This window comes from Hymenobacter sediminis, from assembly GCF_003231285.1.
Classification (GTDB): domain Bacteria; phylum Bacteroidota; class Bacteroidia; order Cytophagales; family Hymenobacteraceae; genus Hymenobacter; species Hymenobacter sediminis.
This window is the reverse complement of record NZ_QKNS01000002.1, coordinates 487,777-504,428: the sequence shown is the minus strand read 5'-3', so window position 1 is coordinate 504,428 and position 16,652 is coordinate 487,777. Positions and strand designations below refer to the sequence as shown.

At 59.3% G+C, this 16,652-nt stretch carries 14 protein-coding genes; 6 read left to right on the top strand and 8 right to left on the bottom strand.

Translation table 11 applies throughout. The annotated features are described in order from the left end of the window. Positions 1-56: 56 nt before the first annotated feature. From DNI29_RS08705 to DNI29_RS08695, 3 genes are all read right to left on the bottom strand, one after another. Entirely contained in the window at positions 57-1,511 is a 1,455-nt protein-coding gene (locus DNI29_RS08705) for an MFS transporter (RefSeq protein ID WP_110977785.1), read from the bottom strand. Between the two features lie 165 nt (positions 1,512-1,676). Further along, positions 1,677-3,212: a hypothetical protein gene (locus DNI29_RS08700; RefSeq protein ID WP_123823139.1), complete on the bottom strand. Its 1,536-nt coding sequence runs from the start codon at positions 3,210-3,212 to the stop codon at positions 1,677-1,679. A 138-nt stretch (positions 3,213-3,350) separates the two neighbouring features. Further along, positions 3,351-3,773 carry an IS1/IS1595 family N-terminal zinc-binding domain-containing protein gene (locus tag DNI29_RS08695; RefSeq protein ID WP_110977697.1) on the bottom strand — a complete coding sequence of 141 codons (423 nt, stop codon included), beginning with the start codon at positions 3,771-3,773 and terminating at the stop codon, positions 3,351-3,353. 215 nt (positions 3,774-3,988) lie between these two features. On the opposite strand from DNI29_RS08695, the gene DNI29_RS08690 reads away from it, so the two are divergent. Next, positions 3,989-4,339 carry a hypothetical protein gene (locus DNI29_RS08690; protein ID WP_123823137.1) on the top strand — a complete coding sequence of 117 codons (351 nt, stop codon included), beginning with the start codon at positions 3,989-3,991 and terminating at the stop codon, positions 4,337-4,339. Here DNI29_RS08690 and DNI29_RS08685 read toward each other — a convergent pair. Together DNI29_RS08685 and DNI29_RS08680 are read right to left on the bottom strand one after the other, a co-directional pair. Next, on the bottom strand, positions 4,336-4,950 hold the full coding sequence (locus DNI29_RS08685) for a recombinase family protein (RefSeq protein WP_110977695.1): 615 nt from the start codon (positions 4,948-4,950) through the stop codon (positions 4,336-4,338). The two genes, DNI29_RS08690 and DNI29_RS08685, sit on opposite strands and share 4 nt — an antisense overlap. A gap of 110 nt (positions 4,951-5,060) precedes the next feature. Then, a complete protein-coding gene (locus DNI29_RS08680) occupies positions 5,061-7,382 on the bottom strand; it encodes an amylo-alpha-1,6-glucosidase (RefSeq protein WP_110977694.1) in 2,322 nt (773 codons plus the stop codon). A gap of 285 nt (positions 7,383-7,667) precedes the next feature. Between DNI29_RS08680 and DNI29_RS08675 the strand changes: the two genes are divergently transcribed. Then, positions 7,668-10,577: a Tn3 family transposase gene (locus DNI29_RS08675; RefSeq protein ID WP_110977693.1), complete on the top strand. Its 2,910-nt coding sequence runs from the start codon at positions 7,668-7,670 to the stop codon at positions 10,575-10,577. Positions 10,578-10,648: 71 nt separating this feature from the next. Beyond that, positions 10,649-10,882, top strand: coding sequence for a hypothetical protein (locus DNI29_RS08670; protein WP_123823135.1), 234 nt, complete (start codon positions 10,649-10,651; stop codon positions 10,880-10,882). Here the strand turns inward: DNI29_RS08670 and DNI29_RS08665 are convergent. The 3 genes from DNI29_RS08665 to DNI29_RS08655 all read right to left on the bottom strand — a co-directional run bounded on the left by DNI29_RS08665 (position 10,872) and on the right by DNI29_RS08655 (position 13,492). Next, positions 10,872-11,726 carry an SDR family NAD(P)-dependent oxidoreductase gene (locus DNI29_RS08665; RefSeq protein WP_110977691.1) on the bottom strand — a complete coding sequence of 285 codons (855 nt, stop codon included), beginning with the start codon at positions 11,724-11,726 and terminating at the stop codon, positions 10,872-10,874. The two genes, DNI29_RS08670 and DNI29_RS08665, sit on opposite strands and share 11 nt — an antisense overlap. Positions 11,727-11,749: 23 nt before the next feature. After that, positions 11,750-12,532: a DUF2490 domain-containing protein gene (locus tag DNI29_RS08660; protein ID WP_110977690.1), complete on the bottom strand. Its 783-nt coding sequence runs from the start codon at positions 12,530-12,532 to the stop codon at positions 11,750-11,752. A gap of 75 nt (positions 12,533-12,607) precedes the next feature. Next, positions 12,608-13,492, bottom strand: coding sequence for a M28 family peptidase (locus DNI29_RS08655; RefSeq protein ID WP_238388048.1), 885 nt, complete (start codon positions 13,490-13,492; stop codon positions 12,608-12,610). Positions 13,493-13,746: 254 nt separating this feature from the next. On the opposite strand from DNI29_RS08655, the gene DNI29_RS08650 reads away from it, so the two are divergent. The 3 genes from DNI29_RS08650 (at position 13,747) to DNI29_RS08640 (ending at position 16,465) form a co-directional block, all read left to right on the top strand. After that, entirely contained in the window at positions 13,747-14,130 is a 384-nt protein-coding gene (locus DNI29_RS08650) for a hypothetical protein (RefSeq protein ID WP_110977688.1), read from the top strand. A gap of 168 nt (positions 14,131-14,298) precedes the next feature. Continuing rightward, entirely contained in the window at positions 14,299-15,225 is a 927-nt protein-coding gene (locus DNI29_RS08645) for a flavin reductase family protein (RefSeq protein WP_110977687.1), read from the top strand. A gap of 55 nt (positions 15,226-15,280) precedes the next feature. Continuing rightward, a complete protein-coding gene (locus DNI29_RS08640) occupies positions 15,281-16,465 on the top strand; it encodes a hypothetical protein (protein ID WP_110977686.1) in 1,185 nt (394 codons plus the stop codon). Positions 16,466-16,652: the final 187 nt, after the last annotated feature.

Genomic DNA, 16,652 nt, shown 5'->3' with positions numbered 1-16,652 from the left:
CCGCCGAACCAACGGCCCGACGGATTTCATAAGCTTACAAATTCGCCGTTTTGCCGCTAGTCCATGATGCGCACGTTGCGCTGGTCACGCATGTAGGCCACCCCGATAAAGAAACAAATCAGGGCCACGATGCAGGGATACGCCAAGCCGATCAGGCTGCTGTGCTCCTTGGCGAACGTACCTTCAGGCTGGGTGGCAGCCCATACCCCGATCCAGGTAGCTACCAGCGGCACAAACCCGCCGAATACGCCGTTGCCAATGTGGTAGGGCACCGACAGCGAGGTGTAGCGCACTTTGGTGGGGAACATTTCTACCAGGTAAGCCGCAATCGGGCCGTACACCATCGTCACGAATAGTACCAGTATGAAGGTCAAGGCAATCATGGCCGGGATGTTGGGGCTCAGGGCCTTCATGACGGCAGGCACGGCCTTCCCGGCGGCGTCCACGGTAGCAGGGGTTACCTCAGTAAGCGGACCGGCCAGCTCTTTCAGGCCGTAGAACAGCGGGATAGTAAACAGGGCCCCGCAAATCATGCCCGTCATGATGATGCGCTTGCGGCCGATGCGGTCCGAAAGACTACCAAAGTACACGAACAGCGGTGTGGCTAATAGCATGGCCACTACCAAAATGGTACTGGAGTCCACCAGGTCCATTTTCAGGGTGTTATTCATGAAGGAATACGCCTGAAACTGGCTGGTGTAGAAGATAACACCCTGGCCCATAGTAGCGCCGAACAGGGCAATCATCACCAACCGACGGTTCACGGGGTTCATGAAGGAGTCGCGCAGGGGGTTGGTGCTGGTGGTGCCGGTAGCCTTGGCCTTAGCAAACAAGGGCGACTCGTGCAGCTTGCGGCGGATGTAGTACGAGGCAATGACCAGCAGGCCCGAGAGCAAAAACGGAATGCGCCAGCCCCAGTCCTTGAAGGCTTCCTCGCCCATAATCTTGCGGGTGAGTACAATCACGGAAATGCTCAGAATCAGGCCGCCGGTGGCGGTAATCTGGATGTAGCTGGTGAAGTAGCCGCGCTTGCTGTCCGGAGCGTGCTCGGCCACGTAGGTAGCGGCTCCGCCATATTCGCCACCCAGGGCCAGGCCCTGCAGAAGGCGTAGCACCACCACAATCAGGGGGGCAGCAATACCAATGCTGTCGTAGCCCGGAATCAGGCCCGTCACGAAGGTAGCGCCGCCCATAATCAGCAGCGTCACCAGGAAGGTGTACTTGCGGCCAATCATGTCGCCGAGGCGGCCAAAGAACAAGGCCCCGAACGGCCGTACCACAAAGCCGGCCCCAAACACGGCCAGCGCCCCCAGCAGCGAGTCCTCGAGCTTGCCCTGGTGCCCGAACAGCACCGGCCCGATGATGGTAGCCAGGGAGCCGAAGATGTAGAAATCGTACCACTCGATGACGGTACCTACCGACGAAGCGGTAATTACCTGCCAGATTTTGCTGGACGAAACGGTGTTGTTGTCGTGAGCTAGCGCATCATCCGTAGATGGTGCGCCACCCATGGGCGCGGCACCAGCATAGGCGTCGCGCTGCGGCAGGTTCTGGGACATGATTGGTGGGAGTTGTGGTGGTGAAAATCAGTGGTCAGGTATCCGTTGCCGATTATCAGCTTGCGCTGGAATAACTGCCTGAGAACAGGCAACTATCAACCCGCAACGGATGCCTGATTACAGGAAAATCTGGGTTTGCAGCGTGATTTCCGGCTTGTAGTCCAGGCTGCTTACCTGCCCGGTGGTAAAGTTGGTGCGCGAGAAATCGGGCCGGGCACGGTAGTTCAGGGTTACTTTGGCATTGTGCCCGTCTAGCAGCAGGTTGGCCCCAATGTCATACACGTTGGCATCCTTGGAGAGAAACTCATAATTGCTGTGCAGGTAGGCCACGTAGGGCTGCAGGCGTGCCTTGGGTCCAAATAGCTTCTGGGGTAGCAGGTAGCCTACTTGCCCATAGAAAGAGTCGCCCGTGCCTGACTGCGGAACGGCGTTGCCGCGGGTGCTGGCATTAAATCCATTCACGACCCCGAAGCCGGGGTTTTCGGGTCCTACAAAGCGTACATGGTTGGGCCCCATGTTGTAGTTGTAATACACCCCGTAGAGCGTAATAGCCGTGCGGGCCGCCGTATCCAGCGGCACATCATAGAAGGCATCTACCCCGAACAGCTTCAGGTCGTGCTTGCGGGTAGGAATGTTGGCAAACTGGTCGGCGGTGCTGGGCAGCGTGGTGTACGTGAACCGGTCGTTGGTACCGCGCGAGTACATGGCGTCCTTATTATACAGGAAACCCGCCCCGATGCTGAATACGCGCTTGGTGCCGAGGTAAGTACCCGTGAAGTAGGGCAGCAGGTTCGCCTCGGGCTCCAAGAAGTTATAGCTCACATACCCCTGATACACATGGCTGGTATTCTGCGGGTTATACTGCGCAATGCCTGTACCAGTGTTGGTAGTGATGTTTCCGGTGGTTACAGAGGTAGTGCCCAGGCTTAGTGGGGTGCTGGCCTGATTGGTCAGGAAAGGGTCACTGGCCGAGAAGCGGTAATCAAGCTTGCCGATGCGGCCCTTGGCGTACACCCCCAGCCAGCGGGCAAACTGGTCGCTCTGCTCAATGGTTGGGAAGTTCGTGAGGGGTAGGTCGATGGGCAGAATGCTGGTGGTGCTGGCGCTGGTGAGGCGCGAAATGCCGTTGAGGTAGTGCAAGCCAGCACCCAGGCTCAGGTACTGATTGACTTTGTACTCCGTAACAGCTTCGTGGATGAAGAACTGGGGCTTTTTGCCGGGGCCGGTGGCCTCGCCGGTAGCGCCGCCGCTCACTGCATTCTGGTTGTTGATGCCCAGGTGGGTGTAAATCACGAAGCGGGGGTTGAGTTGGGCCAGTAGCACGAGGCGCGAGCGGCGCAACCCGAAATCTACCTGCCCCTTCTGCTCCTTATTGGGGGCTCGGGTGGTGCCCTCGTTGTTTTTGGTGTAGCGGGTGTACACCTGGTGCCAGGTCATGAAGCGCAGGTACTTCGAGCCGTCGGGCGAGAGGTTTACCTTCATGCCCGCTCCGTAGGGTGCCGACTTGGCGGGCGCTGGCGGGGCTGGTGGCGGGGCCGGTGCGGCTGGCGCAGGGGCTGGGGTTTGTCCGGCGGGTGGGGGCTGAACCTGGGCCGTAGCACCGACTGCCGTCAGCAGAGCACTGGCGGCCAACGCGTAGCGAATATTTCGCATAGGGTTTGGTGGGGTTGAGGGTTGGGATGGGTCGGGGCAGGCAGGCCGCCACGCAACGGTGCCGAACTGGTACCCCAAGTAGGAAAATCCCAACGCAGAAGCCACGCAAACGTTATACTTCTGCTAAGAAATATAGCTCTACCCTTGCCGAAACCGCTCCCAGCGAATCATCATGTACTTATCGCCCAGTTCCGTGACGATTAGGCCGGCTTCCTTGAGGTTCTCTGGCTTTTGAAAAAACTCCGCCAGCTCCTTCTGATTCAGAATTTTATAGGTTGGATGATACTCGGTCTGCCGCGGTGCTTTCACCCCGTACTTTTTCACCCAGTTCATCACCGAAACGTGGCTCACACCCAGCAGCCGCTCAATTTCCCGGTAGCTCACGCCCTCCACGAATAGCTGCAGGGCCTTAATGACGTAGTAGGAGTTAATTTCCTTGCCTGCCTTCGCCACCGAAAAGTGGTAGCCGCAGTTCTTGCACTTATAACGCTGGCGGCCGCCCACAATCCCGCTTTTGGTGGCGTCCGTTGATTCGCATTTGGGGCAGGCAGTTACAGACATAAGCGGGTGAGTAAGGGGTTACTACTAAAAACTATAGCTATTTAGTAAACATATAGTATTTTAGCAACAATTCTTTTTTAACTGAATAGATAAAACGTGTTCTGATGCGAGCTATAAAACACCGTCGAGGCACTTATTTTCGAATTTTCAAGAAAGCACGTGGTGGCAAGCGGCATCTGAGGCGTCTACAGGCCGAAAGCACGTGGCCAGCGCCCTTGCCTATTGATGTCCTATTAGACCGTCAGTATTACTACGAGAAGCTAGGGTTGCACCCCTGGCACTGGCACCACCGGCAGCCGCCGAAGCAGGTGAGGCAACTAGCAGCCCAGCACCTGCTTACCACTTTTTTTGCATGGCAACCTGCCCTGGAACAGCTAGCCGAACCGTTTTACGCCGCCGTGTGGCTGGTCGGGCCCGAGTTTGCGCACAGCTCTGAGGTTACGGTTGGAATCCGGCAGAGCATTGAGCGGCACCTTGCAATACTTGGTGAGCCAGCCCTCGATGGTCCGCCCCTGCCCGCAGAGTATCAGGGGTTCTTCTTCCAAACGGGCGGATTTACACGCTAAGCACTTTTTAGCTTCTGCGCGTAGTTGTAAACCGTACCATAGGCCACATTTAACTGCTTGCTGACCTGGTTCATAGACAGGCCTTCGCGCAGGAGTTGCGCAATGGCCTCCTGCTTGGCCTGGGCGAGCGGGGGACGGGCCACGTGCTTGCCCTGGGCTTTAGCGCGGGCCATGCCGGCGCGCACGCGCTGGCTGATAAGCGCGCTCTCAAACTGGGCCAGCGAGGCCATAACGTGGAAAATCAGCTCGCCCGTGGGCGTGGTGGTATCAATGTTTTCCTGGTAGGAGATGAAGTCAACGCCCAGCCGTTGAAACTCCTGCAGCGCGTTGACCAGCGCCTGCGTGGAGCGGGCAAAGCGGTCGTAGCGCCAGACCAACACGGCATCGAGCTGCCGTTTCTTGGCCGCCGCCAGCAAGCGTTTGTAGTGGGGCCGGTCCTCGCTGGTGCCCGAGGCCTGGTCGACATACTCTTCCACCACGACAAAGCCCCGGTGCTGCGCGTACTCGCGCAGCGGCCGCAGTTGCGTCTCGGGGTCCTGGCCCTTGTCGAGGGTAGAGACGCGGGCGTAAAGTCCTACGCGCTTGGGCAGCGCAGTTGAGTGAGCCGGCATGGCGGTGGGTTAGAGGCTGGGAGCAAGTGGTTGTCCAGAAGGATTAACCCCGTGGGGGTTCACGTAGCGCGGTCATCGTCCGAAGCTGTGCCAGTCCAGCGGCGCGGACCTTATTTTTTGGCGGCATTCAGCACGGGGTGGCTGCTCAGGGGCAGCGGCTGGCAGAAGGGGACCCGCGCCAGCACCTGGTCGTCTTGCTGCTGCCGAGCCAGCCGGGCAGCCGAGGGGGCGGCCGTCTGCGTCGATAGGACCTGGCCCTGCTTATCCAGCAGCTGCAGCGTGAGCTGCTGGGGGGCGGCGGTCACGCGCAGGGTCGCTCCCGCCGGCACCGCCACTGCCACCGGCTCAAAGGGCAGCACGTCCACCCGCGCCGTCAGCGCGCCGTCCGCAAACGTGTACGAGTAGGTGGGCGTGGGGGCTGCCTGGTAGTGGCCCGCCACCTGATTTTGGCCTACCGTGAAGCGGTAGCTCAACTCCGTCAGCTCGGCCGGCAGGCGGGGGGCCAGCGTGAGCAGGTGATTGGGCACGTCGGGCCGGATGCCCAGAAAGTACTGGTACCACACGCGCAGCTGCTCGGCATTAGACCAGGCCTGCAGGTAGGCGCCGGTGAGCTTGGGCCACTGCTGGCCCGGGTGGGGGTAGGCGTCCAGGTTTTCGCTCAGGCCGCCCACCACGCCCCGGGTCAGGGCTTGGCGGTTGGTGTTGGCGAAGAGCCGCCAAGCGGTTTCAACCTGCCCGGCTTCGAGCATGCGCTGCATAGCAATACCGTTGAGCCAGGGCCAGATGGTGCCCCGGTGGTAAGCCGCATCCTTATGGTAGTACCCGGGCGCGAGGTGGTAGGGGTGAAAGTTGGGGTCGTGCCGGTCGAGGGTGGCCACGCCCCAGGGATACACCAGCTCCATCCAGCTTTTGTGCAGCACCTGCCGCGTAAAGGCCGCGTCCGAGAGCAGGTCGAGGGCAAAGAGCTGGTTGGGGCGCAGCGTGAAATCGGGGCGGCCCTGGTGGTCGAGGCGGTCGGCCAGGTAGTCGTGCCCGGCGTCGCGGTAGTCCTGGGCGAAGTGCGTTTTAACTTGCTCGGCCAGCTGGTTCCAGCGGGCCTGGCTCGCCCCGTCGTGCAGCAGGGCCGCGAAGTACGCCCCGGCCCGCAGCTGCTGGTACCAGAGCGCCTGGATGTCGTTGGCCCGGCTGCCGCGCTGGGTGTAAGACACCAAGTTGGCATCGCGGGCGTCCATCCACGTCTCGTTGTCTTCGTGGAGCAGGTAGCCCTTGGCATCGGTCCAATGCTTAAGCGCCCCCGCGATGCTGGCTTGTACCGCAGGGTAAAGCTCGCGCACTAAAGCTGTATCGCCGGAATAGCGCACGTAGTCCTGCAGGGCCAGGACGAAGCGCGGCGTGCCGTCGGTGGTGTGGTAGTCGATGTTGCTCGGGTTCACGATGTTGGGCACCCGGCCGTAGAACTTGGATTGGGGGTCGCGCTCCTGGTACTGGGCAAAAGAGCGCAGAATCTGCCGCGCGGTCGCAAACTGCCCGGTGACGAGCACCGCCCCGGGCAGGGAGATGAACTCGTCGCGCCCCCAGTACTCGTTAAACCACGGCAGGCCCGCGTAAATGCCGTCGCCCTGCTGCCGGGTCACGAGCTGGTCGGTGGTGAGGGCCAGCCAGCGCAGGGCCCGCGTCAGCGAGTCGTTGCTCGACGTGAGGTAGGCGTTGGCTTCCAGCAGGTGGCGCAGGCGCTGCTGGCGGGCCCGCTTCAGGGCCGCGCTCTGCTGCTGGCCGTCGCGCAGCAAGGCCAAGGCATCGGCCTCGTCCCGGCCGCAGGCGATGAAAAAGCCGTCGCCCGGCGCCACGACGCGCTGGTCCTGCACGGTGAGCGGGCCGGGCTGGCGGGCGGCCAAGGCCAGCACGAAGTTGCCCTCCCGGGCCGAGAAGAACGCCACGTCGCCCTGCTGGCGCAGCAACCGCACCTTGTCGCCTTTGAGCTGGATGCCCAGCGGCTGGCTGGCCCCGGTGAGGTCCACTTCGAGCAGGTTTTTCTCGTCGAACAGCCACAGTTCTTCCTGCAGTTGGGGGCCGTGCTGGCGCACCAGCTTTTCGGGGTGGACGGTGACGGCCGCCTGGCGGTTGTCGAGCAGCTGCCCGTTGACAAACAAGTCGTAGCCGCCAAACACGCGCTGTTTGGCCACGTTCAGGCCCTCGAACCAGCTGTATTCCGGGTGCGTGACCTCGTGGGTCTGGGCGCAGTAGAACGCCGCCACTTTATTACTGAACGAGGCGACGCGGTTCGCCGCGCGGGGCACGGCAATGGGCAAGGTGGCGAGGACATCGGGCGGCGCAGTCACGGGCGGGGTACGGGGTGGGCTGGTTTGCGTGCAGCCCAAGGCGAGCAGGAAAGGAAGCAGCAGCCAGGTGGAAGGGCGTAGTAGGGTAAGCATGGGGTTAGGAAAAAGTGCGTAGTAAAACCCACGCAGCGGCCGCCGCTGCGCTTCCGGGTCCTGCCGGTTGCGGCACACAGGGCCACGTGCGGGGGCCGGTCAGTCGGGGATGTGGGGTATCAAAAAGGAACTCCTTTGCAAAGCTACTTTTTCGGGCGTAAAATCGGCCCTGACACCCCGAAAAACCGGGGTGCGTTTGGACGCCCTTTTTGATAGGCCGCCACCCATGCCGCTCGACTTCCTCTCCGTCCCGGAACGGGCGCGCTACCAGACCGTGCCCGCGACCTGCTCGAAGCCGATCTGCGGCAACACTTCCACCTCACCGAGGCCGACCGCACGTTTCTGCTCCCCTTCCGCGGCGCGGCTAACCGGCTGGGGGTGGCGGTGCAGTTGGGGCTGTTGCGGCTGATGGGCTTTCTGCCGGATACCTGGTGGGAGCAGTTGCCGCCCGACGTGCCGCCGTTCGTCGCCGCTCAGTTGCAGGAGGCCTCGCCGAAGTTGAGCGCGTACGGCCGCCGACAGCAAACCCGCAGCGAGCATTTTCTGACGGTGCTCAAACACCTGGGCTTTCGCAAGTGGGAGCCCCTGGACCTGACGTGGCTGGAACCGTGGCTGGTGGAGCGCGCCCTGGAGCACGATGACGAGCGGGGGCTGCTGGCCATGACCTGCCTGCGCCTGCAGCAGGCGAAAATCGTGCGTCCGGCCATTGGCACGCTGGAGCGGCTGGTCGGCAGCCTGAGCGAACTGGCCCACCAGGAAACCTACCGCCGGTTGGCCCCGCTGCTGCGCGAAGACGTGTGCCGGCAGTTGGATCAGCTGCTGGTGCCGGACGAGGCGCTGCGCATCACCCGCCACTGCTGGCTGGTGCAGACCGCCACGGCCGGCAATCCGGCCGCCATCACCACGACCCTGAACAAGCTCCGCTACCTGAGCGAACTGGGCGTGCCGGACTGGGACGTGCGCAGCCTGCACCCGAACCGGCAGAAACGCCTGGCGTTGCTGGCCCGCAACCGTTCCAACCGCCACCTCGAACGCCTGCCCGCCGCCAAACGCTACCCGCTGCTGGTGGCCTTCCTGCGCGAGAGCTACCTGACGCTGACCGACGAGGTGCTCGGTATGTTCGATGCCTACTGGGAACACAGCCTGGCCAAAGCCCGCCGTGCCCACGACCAGTACCAGCAGCAAATTGCCGCGGCTAAGGATACGGCCCTGCGCACGCTGGCCCAGGCCGTGGAAATCGTGTTGGACGAGGACCAGACCCAGGCCGGGCAGGTGCGCCCCAACGTGTTTGCCCGCATTCCCCGCGAGCAGTTGGTGCTGGCCTGGGAGGCCGTGCAAACGATGCTGTACCCGACGCGCCATTCGCATCTCACGTTCCTGGCCAAACGCTACAGCCTGTTCAAGCAATTCACGCCCCGGCTGCTGGCGCAGATTGACTTTCGACACGGCTTTACTGGCGACGACTTCCCGGCCGCGCTGGAACTGGTCGCGGACCTGCAGGCGGGCCGGCGCCGCAAATTGCCGGCAGCCCTGCCCACGGGCTTTCTCAAACCGACCTGGCGCAAGTTGGTCGTGGCGGAAGACAGCCCGGAACCGGACGTGCGCCACGCCTACGAGTTGTGCGTGCTCTCCACCCTGCGCGACCGGCTGCGCTCGGGCGACGTGTACGTGGCCCCGTCGCATCAATATGCCTACCTGAGCAGCTATTTGATTGGTCCGGCCGAATGGCAGCAGGTAAAAGGGGAGCTATGCGCGCAGTTGAACCTGCCGCCGGTGACCACCGACCGCCTCACGCAGCGCCTGCAGGAATTACAGGAGTTGCTGGCTCCGATGCAACGGCTGCTGGAAGCCGGGGGCGAGGTGCGCCTGGAGGACGGGAAACTGGTCGTGGGCCGGGTCAGCGCGGAAGAGGTGCCGGCCGGGGCCCAGGCCCTGCAGCAGGAAATCAGCCGCCGGCTGCCCGTGGTGGATTTGACCGATATCTTGGTCGAGGTCAACGGCTGGCTGGGCTTCACGGACCACCTGCCCGGGCTGGAACACGCCCCGCGCGGCGACGGGCACGACACGCGCCTGCTGGCCGGGGTGCTCGCGCTGGGCTGCAACATTCCGCTCACCGACATGGCCCGCAGCACGGGCCTTGCCTACCAGTCGCTGTGGTGGACGGCCGCCAACTACCTGCGCGACGATACACTCAAGGCGGCCAATACGCTGCTCGTGAACGAGCACCATCGGCAGTGGCTGGCTTCGTATTGGGGCAGTGGCACGTTTTCCTCCTCGGACGGGCAGCGCTTTGCCGTCAGCGGCAAAGTACGCAACGCCCGGTCCCTGCCCACCTACTTCGGCACGGGTCGGGGCGTGACGATGCAGACGCACTCTTCGGATCAGTATTCGCAATACGGCAGCAAGGCCGTGCCGGCCACCTTGCGCGACGCCACCATCGTGCTCGACGAAATCGTCGACAATCAAACGGAGCTGTCCATCGTCGAGCACACGACCGACACGGCCGGCTACTCGGACATTATTTTCGCGCTGTTTGATTTGCTGGGGCTGTATTTCTGCCCCCGCATGCGCGACCTGGCGGACCAGAAGCTGTACAAAATCCGGGGCGAGGACTGGGTTTATCCCGACCTCAGGTTCACCGGCACGCTCAACCCGGACTACATCTGCCGGCACTGGGACGAGCTGCTGCGGCTGGCCGGCTCGATCAAGTCCGGCCGGGTGACGGCCTCGCTCTTCATCCGCAAGCTGCAGGCGTACCCCCGGCAAAACCACCTGACCTACGTGCTGCAGGCCTACGGCCAACTCATCAAAACTAATTTCATTTTGCGCTACTTGCAAAGCCAGCCGCTGCGGCGTCGTATTCACGCCCAACTCAACAAAGGCGAGGAACTGCACGCCTTACGGGCCTGGCTCTGGTTCGGCAGTGAGGGCGTCATCCGGCGCAAACAACAGGAAGACCAGGCCGAGGCCGCCCGCTGCCTGACGTTGCTCACCAACTGCGTGGTGCTCTGGAACACGGTCTACATGCAGGAGGTTCTGCAGCAGTTGCAAGCAGAGGGCTACCCGGTGGACAAAACTCATTTTAAGTACCTCTCGCCCAGCCGCTACGAGCACATCAACCGGTTGGGCAAGTACTCCTTCGAGAGCCCAGCCCAGGTGGGCCCGCAGCACCGTCGGCCCTTACGCCGGCCGTAAGAGCCTTCTAGAGCGGGCAAATTCCTTAGCGTGTAAATCCGCCCCGTTGGAAGAAGAACCCCTATCAGGAGTTGCCCGGCGCAGATAAGCTCGTGTGGCAAACCTACCCCTGGCACATTCTAGTGGATTCGTTTGACTACCCCAACGGATGGCCAGCTTGGGCCCTCGAAAAGCCACACTACCTGTGTGAACCCGAGGACAACGACGCGTACCTGATGGTGCAAACGGGCTGGCAGTGGGTTGGCATGCTGCCGACAACCACCTACCCCTCCGCTCCGCCTGAAACCTCCGTGCTTACGCTGTAAACAGGGCGCTGTCGCCGGCATCTACGTCAAAGGAGGCGCCGCTGATGCGGGCGGCGCCGTCAGTAGCCAGGAACACGGCCATGGGCGCCATGTCTTCGGGCTGTAGCCAGGGCAGGCTGAAGGGCGTGTGCTCGGCCCGGACCTTGGCGGCTTCTTCGGGGGTAGGCGGTGTGTCGGGTTGGGGGCGGTAGTCGCGGTAGGCTTCCGTCAGGCGGGTGTCGTTCATGGTCATATCAGTGGCAATGAGGCCGGGCACCAGGGCATTCACGGTGATGTTGTGCGGCCCCAGGTCCAGCGCCGCCGACTTCATAAACCCCAACAAGCCCCACTTGGAGGCCGCGTAGCTGCTGCCGTGCCGAAAGCCTTTCTTGCCCTGCCCCGACGCCGTGATGATGATGCGGCCACTGCCCCGCTTTACCAGCAGCGGCGCAAACGCCCGCACCGTGTTGGCCGTGCCCGTCAGGTTCACATCGATGACGTCGTGCCACTGCTCATCATTCATTTCCAGAAGGGGCGCAAATACCTGAATGCCCGCATTGGCCACGATGATGTCCAGCCCGCCTAGTTCTTGCTCTATCTGGTGGGCCGCAGCACGTAAGCCGGGCAGGTCCCGAATATCCAGCTCCAAAGTCAAGACTTGGCTTCCCTCCTGCGCCACCAGCCGCTGGGTTTCCTGGAGGCCTTCGGGGGTGGCGGCGGGGTAGGCGGTGGCGGCGCTGACCGGACCAGCTTTATCCAGCAGCACCAACGTGGCACCTTCGCGGGCGTAGGCCACAGCAATAGCCCGCCCGATGCCGCGCGCCGCGCCGGTTATTACGGCGGTTTTTCCTTCAAGTCGTTTCATACGGGAATGGATTGTGGAACCGGCTACTGGGTCGCCTCGGGGGTGAAGTCCAGGTCGTAGAGTACGTTGAGGCGAAAGCCGTGGTTGATTTCGAACACGGGCCGTCCGGAAACTGCCTCCGGCTCGGCGTGCTGGCTGATTTGGTGGAGGTAGTTCAACTCTACCTTGGCGTTGTCACTGAACTGATACCCCAGGCCACCGGAAAGCCGGTTCTGATTAAATACATTGTCGCCTACGTTGCGGCCGAAGCCGATGAACAGCTCGTCGAAAGCATTCAGGTACCACTCGTTATCTTCTACAGTAGGGCCTTGCAGCGGAAACTGCCCCGAGAGCTGGTAGCGAATCCGGTTCTGAAACGCCCAGTCCTGCACCCGGCCCTGCCCTTCCTCGGCACGGGTGCCCAGCCAGCGCTGCTCCAGCCGCAGGCGGTGCGTCAGCGTCAGCCGGCCCAGTGGGTCCTTAAGCGACACATCCTGGTAGAGGCGGTGCTCCGGCTCGGGCCTACCGGGCACGGTGGGGTAACTGCCGTAGCGGTGGGTCTGGAAATAGGTGTAGCCGCCCGAAGCCGTAATGCGGGCCGTGAGCGTGCGCACCAACCCCAGGCGAGCCAGCTGCTGCTGCGGAGCCCGCAGCCAGTTCACACGGCGCCACTGGTACTCCGTGTGCAGGGCCCACTTTTCCGTCAGTTTATGGTCGCCGGAGTACACCAGCCAGCCCAGGGTATTCCGGTCGTTAAGACGGGGCGTCTGGCTGTAGCCATGTAAGGCAAGAGCCCAACAGCCAAGCAGAAGTAGTACTTTCTTCATTAGAAATGCCTGAAACTGCCAGGCACATACCGATGAGTACGCTCCCCGGGGCCCTGAGTTGGCCTGGCGCATTACTTACAGGCTCAGCACCGTGGCCAGCACTGCATCCACGGCCAGCCCGAGGCGGCGCATATCCAGGCGGGCTAAGGTGTCGGTGGGTTCGTGGTAGCTTTTATTGCGGTAGAAGGCAGTATCGGTAAGGAGTAGCGCCGGGTAGTCAAACTGCCAGTAGTTGAGGTGGTCAGAGAAGTCGATTCCGGGGAGCCAGGCCGGAGCTTTGAAGCGCTTCACAGGTAATGCAGCAGCCGTTTTGTAGCGCCGGGCAAACTGCCGCCCAAACCGGCCGTTCCCAAATTTCTGGGCTACCGTTACGTAGTTACCCCGGCTCCCGAACAACAGTTTCAGCGGCCCAAAGGGATAGGCTTGGCTGCCTTTCCGGTCATCGTAGTACCCCAGCATTTCCAGGGCCACCATGCCGCGCACCGGCACGCCGGCCTGGTGCAAAGACTGCGCGTGCACGTAGCTGCCCATTTGCTTGGTGCGGAAAAATGGCGGCTCTTCCAGCGTATAGGCCACCACATCAATGCGACACGGCAGCTGCTGTTGCCGACCCAGCAGGCGTGCCAGCTCCAGCAGTGCCGCCACACCCGAGCCGTTATCGTCGGCACCGGGCTGCTCGCCGCATACATCATAATGCGCCCCCAGCACAATGCGCGGCCCATCTTCCGGCCCGAAATGCCCCAGGATGTTGCGGTAGGTGCGGCCATTCACCTCGTAGGGCTGCTCCGTGGGACGGGCTCCGGCGGCAGCCAGCTCCGCTTTAATGTAGTCAGCGGCTTGGTTCAGGCTGGCTTCGTGGAGGTAATTGCGCGGCTCGGGGGTAGTGGTGAGTGCCACCAGGTCGCGGCGCAGGCGGGCGGTGTCGGCAGCCGGAATACTCTTCGCAGCTGCATTCCCCATGGTGCAGAGCATTGTTGTTAAGAGCAATCCAAAAGTTTTACTCAACCGCCTATATTTCATTACAAATAACTGTGACCCTATAGTTTACGCATTCTACAATATAATCAATCTCGCTGACAATATTATATTTTAAATGCCTGGAGCCGCTGGGGAATATACTCTAGGCGCATCAGCTTCAGTTATATTAACAAATTCAGTTGTACTTTACCGGTCCAGCCTCAACATATAGACGCCCTTAAGGCCATCATAAGCTCATGAAGAAAAAAACTGTGATTACAATTCAGATTACTGCAATGGCATTATTTATTTTTCTCCTTATACTATACATTGCAAATGTAAGTGCGCCTAGAGTGGCGAGATATCAGAAAAAAAGTATAATTGGACGTGTCACTGATGTTACTGATCAAAATAGAAATACAGTCCATGTTAAAATTAATAATGTATATTTATTTTTGAAGCTACCTGGTGATTCTTATAAATATTTATCGCCTGGTGATTTTATAGAAAAGAAAGCAAATGGCCAGGATTTGACTATATACAAAGATAGTGGTGATTATATCAATAAAATTGATTGGGTTTATGTTCGTGAAAATGGGTATATTCAAATAAAAAAGACGAAAACATTGATCAATAAATAACATAGATGCAATGTTTTATTTTTTCTATATCAGATTGATGTATCTGAAGGTTTACATATCACGCTTCGACATTCGGCAGTTTGAGTAGTGGCTGCTGCTAGGCGTTTGAAGATTAATTCCGCGAAAACCAGAACTTCGGGCAACATTTCCTCACTCCCACCATCCCGCATGCCCACCCCTACCCCCTTCCGTACCGTCAACCCCACTGACCTCAAAGCTCCCGACTGGCACGCCTTTATGGTAGGAGCCGTGGCCCCGCGCCCTGTTGCCTTCGTGAGCACTCAGGATGCCGAGGGCAACGTTAACCTCAGCCCCTTCAGCTTCTTCAATTGCTTCGGCTCCAACCCGCCCATCCTGGTGTTTTCGCCCGCCAACCGCGTGCGCGACAACTCTCAGAAGCACACCCTGGAAAACGTGCGCGAAGTGGCCGAGTGCGTCATTCATATCTGCGACTACGCCATGGTGGAGCAGATGTCCTTGGCCAGCACGGAATACGCCAAGGGCGTGAATGAGTTTGTTAAGGCTGGTTTTACCGAGGTAGCCAGTGAGCAGGTGCGCCCGCCGCGAGTTCTGGAAGCCCCGGCCGCCTTCGAGTGCGTGGTAGAGCAGGTGGTGGAGTTGGGCACCAACAATGGAGCTGGCAACCTGGTAATCTGCCGGGTGGTACTGGCCCATTTCCGCGAAGACATTATCCTACCCTCCGGTGTAGGCATCGACCCACACCGGCTCGACGCCATTGCCCGCCTCGGCGGCGACTGGTACACCCGCGCCTCGGGTAGCAGCCTCTTCGAAGTGCCCAAGCCCAACCGCAACCTAGGCATCGGCATTGATCAGTTGCCCGAGCACATCCGCACTTCCGATATCCTCACCGGCAACAACCTGGGCCGCCTGGCCAACATTGAGCGGCACGCCCTACCCTCGCCCGAAGACGTAACCGCTTTCCGCCAGGAGCCCATTGTGGGCTATACCCTCAATAAGTTCCGCGAAGACCCTGCCCGGCAACGCCAGGAGCTGACCCAACTAGGCAAGCAGCTACTGGAAGAAGGTCGCCTGCTTGATGCCTGGAAGGTGTTGCTGCTGGCAGCACCGGAATAGCTTCAGTGAGCCCCTGAAGCAGGGTCGCATCAAGGGGCCTTTCTACTTTCACTTTATGTGCCTCTTGGCACTTCAAAGCCGAATTCCGGCTGCTGTGTACATGCGTGTTTTGCGGATATATCACTTATACATTTTAGCCTGCATCTGGCTAATTATACAAATTGTATTAGCTACTCACCACGGGGTAAAAATAGTTTTTGATAGCCACCGCTATTTATTCCACGCCAGGGAGCTGGCAACGAATAACCATTTAATAGCTGACAGAAATGTTTTATACCTGGGCTATACAGCGCTGCTTGCTTTTTTCTTTAAACTACATTTCGCTACGCAGGCTGTTGTTGTTTTTCAATCCCTATTATCGGGGTTGGCGGCATGTAGCTTATATAAATTAACGCATTATATTTCTAGCAGTTGGCTTGCCGCTACTCTTGCTACGTTGGCTTATATCTGCTGGCCCGATATTCAGGCATGGAATTTCTATATCCACACTGACTCTCTTTTTTGCAGTGTGCTGGTAATTTACTCCTACCTGCTGCTAGCTACCCGGAGCCGCCAACGGTTACTAGCCCTACCCTTATTTGCATGGCTTCTCTTCATACGTCCGCACGGCATAATTGTGGGCATTGCTACGTTCATCTATTGGATTAGCAATTTATATTTCAACAATAGAACTCATTTTAAACGAGTTATAACAACAAGCTCTATTTTATTTATAATTATTGCAGGGCTAGGCTTTAATAAAATATTACAAAACATTTTTCCTTTAGTAGGCATTTACCGCGGTGGCTCCTTATTTGGCGGACATACATTTATGGCTGTTACTTCTGCTACACCGCTCTACGTCCCTGTAGCTACTGATCCGCCATGGCAGCAACTTCTTCTTTTCATCTGGCATAACCCAGCATATTTCATAAAGCTCTTTGCGTTAAAGTTTATTGTATTCTTTGCCCAGATAAAACCCTATTATTCCTCATTTCACAACATTGCAATTATTCTATTTATCTATCCTATTTATGGTTTGGCTAGTATGGCATTCCGCAAGTCACCCGTAACGGTGCCCCAGCGTTTATTTTTTCTAACTCTGATAATAATACAAGCGACCAGCGTAGCGCTAACGCTACCTGATTGGGATAATCGATTTATTGTGCCGGTCCTGCCATTTATATTTCTACTAGCAGCTGTTGCTTTCGTTGCTCGCTTTTCCGTGCGAAAAGCGAGCAACGAAAGCAACGGTTATTAGCGCGACACACTAGTGTGCCAGCTCTATAAAAGCCAAATACACTTTACTTTAGCTTCTTTCAAGAACGCAACTGGCTTCCACTAGCAGCCTCATTAAACCTTACGTTCACTAAAACGCTCCCACTTAGCAGCAGGAACTGAGATATAGCTCGGCCAGTAGTTGGGAAAGAGTCGGCAATAGAACGCCT

Excerpts from the sequence above, each read along its gene's own strand:
- DNI29_RS08705 (WP_110977785.1), bottom strand. The coding sequence starts at position 1,511 with ATGGGTGGCGCACCATCTACGGATGATGCGCTAGCTCACGACAACAAC.
- DNI29_RS08700 (WP_123823139.1), bottom strand. The coding sequence starts at position 3,212 with ATGCGAAATATTCGCTACGCGTTGGCCGCCAGTGCTCTGCTGACGGCA.
- DNI29_RS08695 (WP_110977697.1), bottom strand. The coding sequence starts at position 3,773 with ATGTCTGTAACTGCCTGCCCCAAATGCGAATCAACGGACGCCACCAAA.
- DNI29_RS08685 (WP_110977695.1), bottom strand. The coding sequence starts at position 4,950 with ATGCCGGCTCACTCAACTGCGCTGCCCAAGCGCGTAGGACTTTACGCC.
- DNI29_RS08680 (WP_110977694.1), bottom strand. The coding sequence starts at position 7,382 with ATGCTTACCCTACTACGCCCTTCCACCTGGCTGCTGCTTCCTTTCCTG.
- DNI29_RS08665 (WP_110977691.1), bottom strand. The coding sequence starts at position 11,726 with ATGAAACGACTTGAAGGAAAAACCGCCGTAATAACCGGCGCGGCGCGC.
- DNI29_RS08660 (WP_110977690.1), bottom strand. The coding sequence starts at position 12,532 with ATGAAGAAAGTACTACTTCTGCTTGGCTGTTGGGCTCTTGCCTTACAT.
- DNI29_RS08655 (WP_238388048.1), bottom strand. The coding sequence starts at position 13,492 with ATGGGGAATGCAGCTGCGAAGAGTATTCCGGCTGCCGACACCGCCCGC.
- DNI29_RS08650 (WP_110977688.1), top strand. The coding sequence starts at position 13,747 with ATGAAGAAAAAAACTGTGATTACAATTCAGATTACTGCAATGGCATTA.
- DNI29_RS08645 (WP_110977687.1), top strand. The coding sequence starts at position 14,299 with ATGCCCACCCCTACCCCCTTCCGTACCGTCAACCCCACTGACCTCAAA.
- DNI29_RS08640 (WP_110977686.1), top strand. The coding sequence starts at position 15,281 with ATGTGCCTCTTGGCACTTCAAAGCCGAATTCCGGCTGCTGTGTACATG.